The following is a 4,392-nucleotide window of genomic DNA, read 5'->3' on the forward strand; positions in this document are numbered from 1 at the left end:
ATCTACGGGTCAGGGGCATGCGTCAAGTCCGGCTGGCGGCGGTCCTGAAAGCGACGGGATTGAATATCCTGCGCGCCACCGCGTTCAGAAATCGCCAAAAACCCAAAGGTACCCGGGAAACGGGAACGAATCTTTATCCAAATGGCGCTGTTGGCGGTTTCAAAGAGCCATTAAGACCGCTGCGGGGATATCTACGACATTTTGCCGAGGCCTTTCGGCCCGGCAACAACCGAATTGGTTGGCTCATGCCTCAAGCCGCGTGAGCTTTTTTCGCGAGGGCATCAACACTAGAAGGCGAATTATGTTTTCCTTATTTCTCCCTCGCGAAAATTAACGGGTTTTCACGGGGCAACAAAACAATTAGACAGGAGGTATCTCATGGTGATCCATCGATGTTGGACAATTTTTCTAATGTGCCTTGTCTTCTCTTTCATGGTTATCGAACCTGTTTTCGCAAGAGAATACATGGCGATCAAAGCAAACAATGGACAACGACAAGTTATGGCAATGCAAAACAAGCCCCTTGACGTTACCATTGAATTGGAGTCAGGAATATTCAGGGGCTTGTCGGCAGATTGGTGGTTATTGGCCGAAACGGATGTAGGTGTTTTTCACTATAGCCTCGATGGAAGTTGGGCGCCAGGGCGTACCGTAAGCTATCAGGGTCCGTTGTTTGACTTTCCCGCCTTCCCGGTTCTGAGTACAAACGGTCTTCCTCCGGGAACATACAAAATTAGATTTGCACTGGATGCCGTCGTTGACGGCATATTGAATGAGAACAATTTCTCAGACGAGGTCGACGTTACCATCGTTCCCTTTACCTGTCCGGAAAACCCCACGGATTCCCTTACTGCCTTGAGCAGCATTCAGCAACGCTTCCTCACAACCCGCGGCAATCCCGATATTTTTATGGTCGGGTTTTCCAGCGAAGAACTCGATTCAAATGGCCAGGTTGTTTTTTCAGAAAATATTCGACGTATCGACTCATGGGTCTATAACAATACGGAAATGGCTACGATTGTCTTCGATAGTGGCCACTTCGTGAAAGAGACGACACGCGAAGCAGTCTCTCCCTTGCTGGCCACGCCTTTCAGCCCCAGCCAATTCACCTATTGCATGACGAAAGAAGACATTGTCGCCCTGATGGGTCAGCCAAGCTGTACTTTAAGTGAAGAAATGGGAGGCCGTAGCTATGAATATCTTCGTTACAATCCCACACAAGATCGAGCTGCCGCAATGGTAGTTCTGGAAAATGGGCTTTTAACGAATGTTACGGCAGGGTTTACGTTGGATTATCCGGACTTCTCCACTCAGTGTCCTCTTGACTAGGAAGGATGGTCGCTATGTCTTTTTTTAAACCATTGAAAAATCAGCGCGGTGCACTTGTGTTGATAGTACTTGTCATATTCGCCGTTGGTGCTCCGGTTCTTTACACAACCGGCCGCTATATGGAACACCGCCGGGAAGATATCGTTAATGTTGAAAACAAAATCATTAGCGGCGAAGAAATATCAGAGGAAGAATTTGAGCGGGCACATTCGGCGATACCCGATGTTGCCAATCTTGCGCAAGCCAGTGGAGCGGTTTTGAATAGCGTCAGCAACATAGGTGTTCCGGATCCCGGAACGGCAATCAGCGTTGCCGCCGACGTCGCTATAGGTGAAATGGTCAGCCGCAACACCAGCCCTCCACCGACCACCTCAAACCCTATCCCGGCAGACATTCCGGCACAGACTCCCGTCTGCGACGGCACCCATCTTTCGAACTGTACCAGTCGCACTACCTGCGACAGCGCCGGCGGCTATTGGCATTCCAACAACACCTGCCGGCCCGACCCGGAACAGCGCTGCAATGAGGATGATCTTTCCGGGTGTGTAACGCAAGCATCATGCAGCGGGGCCGGTGGGCACTGGTATGACGACCAATGCAACCAGTCTCCTGAAGCCTGCTACAGCGGTAGCCCCGAATTGTGCGCCAATGAAAATGATTGCACCAACGCCAATGCCTACTGGTACAACAGTCAATGTAATAGCGATGCCCTTGCGGTCAGCATCACCTCACCAGCAGGCGGATCCCAGGTTGCTGAAAACCAGGTAACGGTTACCGGCAGCTATCAACTCTATGCTCAAGGAATAACCGTTTCATCCGCCGGTTTCGTCGTCAATGGAGTATTTCAGCCGGCGACCATCTCCGGACAAACCTTCAGCTCAATAGCGGTCCTTGCGACAGGGCAAAACCAGATATCGGCGCGGGTTACAACATCTGCGGGTGACACTTACAACAGTGCCCCTATTACCATCACCAGTAATGCTGTCCAAAACCGCTATCATGTCCGCATCACCTGGGATAAAGACGACACCGACGTCGACCTGCACTTTACCTGGAACGGCAGTGATTGTTACTATGGAAACAAAACCCCCACCTGGGGAAGCGCGGAGACATCCCCTCGTCTCGATGTAGACGACACCAATGGCTTTGGTCCGGAGAACATCACCATTGAGAGCCTACCTGGACCTGGAACCTACAAAATATGGGTTCGCTACTATTCTGATCACGGCAAGGGTGGGACAAATGTTAATGCCGCGGTCTATGAAAACGGTGTATCGATCTTTTCAAGCTCGAATTATATGGAACACCATAATGAATGGACCTTGTGGGAATTTATTTTATAGAGATTGAAGAGACGCAACCAGACCAATAACTTTTTCGCATTCATTGTTAGAAATTTCTTTGAAAATATACTCCAAGGAACTTGCTGGTTGATCTATCGTAGCAATTCAGAAATTTTTCACCAGTTTCGGATATATCGACTAAAATTTTGTCGGCAACGCAAAAAACCGCTTACGGGTTGTAGCCCCGTAAGCGGTTTTTTTCTCTGACTTTTTGCCACCTCACGCCCCACCGGCATCCGCCATCAGCTCTCCCCGATGACGGCATATCCTCTTCAGCAAGGCCATTTTCAGGGTTTCACCCCGACGTGAACGGTGGCGATGCCGAAGGTGAGTTCATGGTAGACGACCTGGGCAAAACCTGCTTCCTCCATCATCTTCTTGAAGGTTTCCTGGTCGGGGAATTCGAGGACCGAGTCGGGCAGATACTGGTAGGCGCTGCGCTTGGAGATAAGGCCGCCGATCCAGGGCAAGACCTTGCGGAAGTAGAAGTAGTAGATTTCTTTGAAGAGCCGGCTTTTGGGGTGGGAGAATTCGAGGATCACCACTTTGCCGCCGGGTTTGAGCACCCGCCACATCTCCCGCAGTCCGGCGGGGCGGTCGACGACGTTGCGGATGCCGAAGGCGATGGTGACGCCGTCGAATTGGCCGTCGGGATGGGGCATGGCCTCGCAGGGGGCGGTGACCAGGGTGATGCGGTCGCGATAGGGGGAACGGGCGATCTTCTCCTGACCGACTTTCAGCATCCCCGGTGTCAAGTCGGCGCCGACGATGGTCAGCGAAGGGGGAGACTGGGCGGCGATTTCGAGGGCGACGTCGCCGGTGCCGGTAGCTACATCGAGAATCCGGCCGTTCTCGGGCAGGTTCAACTGCTTGACGGCGAAGGTTCGCCAGCGCCGGTCGATGCCGAGGGAGAGTAGGCGGTTGAGCAGATCGTAACGGGGGGCGATGGCGTCGAACATCTCGCGGATGCCGCGCCCTTTTTCGGAAAGATTGAACATGGTTTCACCTCATGAGGACAAACAAAAGGACGGCAACTTTTAGCACATCCCCGGAAAAACTGTCAGCAAAAAAGCCTTTTCCCGTCGGCGTACGCCGGTCTATACTCGCCGCCACACGCCTTTTCGAGGAGATCTTTCATGCTGCCGATTATCGTCACCGCCGCCATCCTCCGCGACGGAAATTCCGTCCTCATCACCCGTCGTCCCCCCAAGAGCAGGCACGGCGGGCTCTGGGAATTCCCCGGGGGCAAGCTCGACCCAAATGAAACCCCGCAGCAGGGGTTGCGTCGCGAACTTCGGGAGGAATTGGGAATCGACAGTGAAATCGGAGACATTTTCGAGGTCGTTTATTTCCGTTATCCGCAGGCGCCGGTACTGATCCTCGCCTACGAATGCCGGCACCTCGCCGGCGTCATCCAAAACATTGAAGTGTCCGAACACCGCTGGGTACCGGTGACCGAACTGTACCGCTACGATATTCTTCCCGCCGACGCTCCCATCATCGCCCGGCTGCAACGCTGAAGCCGCAGTCGCCAATGTACGACTGTAACTATTCACCCGCCAGCGACAGGCCATCGGATTTTGGTCGCACGTGACCATCCGGCGACATGAAATCCGGCTGCTTGCCTTCGAACAGTAGACGCAAGGCTTCGGCGGCCGTGATGCCGTTTTTGCGGCAGGTCGACAGGTAACCACGAACTCGGCAGAAGATCTTGGCCCCT

General features: G+C 53.1%; 5 protein-coding genes. 4 read left to right on the forward strand and 1 reads right to left on the reverse strand.

The annotated features are described in order from the left end of the window. The 3 genes from RBR25_RS17420 to RBR25_RS17430 all read left to right on the forward strand — a co-directional run. On the forward strand, positions 1-263 hold a 263-nt coding region (locus RBR25_RS17420), incomplete at its 5' end, for a hypothetical protein (protein ID WP_432820814.1). 115 nt (positions 264-378) lie between these two features. Then, complete coding sequence (locus RBR25_RS17425) at positions 379-1,329, forward strand: hypothetical protein (protein ID WP_432820815.1); 951 nt, start codon at positions 379-381, stop codon at positions 1,327-1,329. Positions 1,330-1,343: 14 nt separating this feature from the next. After that, positions 1,344-2,672, forward strand: a complete 1,329-nt coding sequence (locus RBR25_RS17430) for a hypothetical protein (protein WP_432820816.1) — start codon at positions 1,344-1,346, stop codon at positions 2,670-2,672. Positions 2,673-2,959: 287 nt separating this feature from the next. Here the strand turns inward: RBR25_RS17430 and ubiE are convergent, their stop codons facing one another. Further along, a complete protein-coding gene (ubiE, locus tag RBR25_RS17435) occupies positions 2,960-3,670 on the reverse strand; it encodes a bifunctional demethylmenaquinone methyltransferase/2-methoxy-6-polyprenyl-1,4-benzoquinol methylase UbiE (protein ID WP_432820817.1) in 711 nt (236 codons plus the stop codon). Positions 3,671-3,808: 138 nt separating this feature from the next. Here ubiE and mutT point away from each other — a divergent pair, with 138 nt between their 5' ends. Continuing rightward, a complete protein-coding gene (gene mutT, locus RBR25_RS17440) occupies positions 3,809-4,192 on the forward strand; it encodes an 8-oxo-dGTP diphosphatase MutT (protein ID WP_432820818.1) in 384 nt (127 codons plus the stop codon). Positions 4,193-4,392 lie beyond the last annotated feature (200 nt).

It is taken from the genome of Trichloromonas sp. (assembly GCF_034006665.1).
Classification (GTDB): Bacteria; Desulfobacterota; Desulfuromonadia; order Desulfuromonadales; family Trichloromonadaceae; genus Trichloromonas.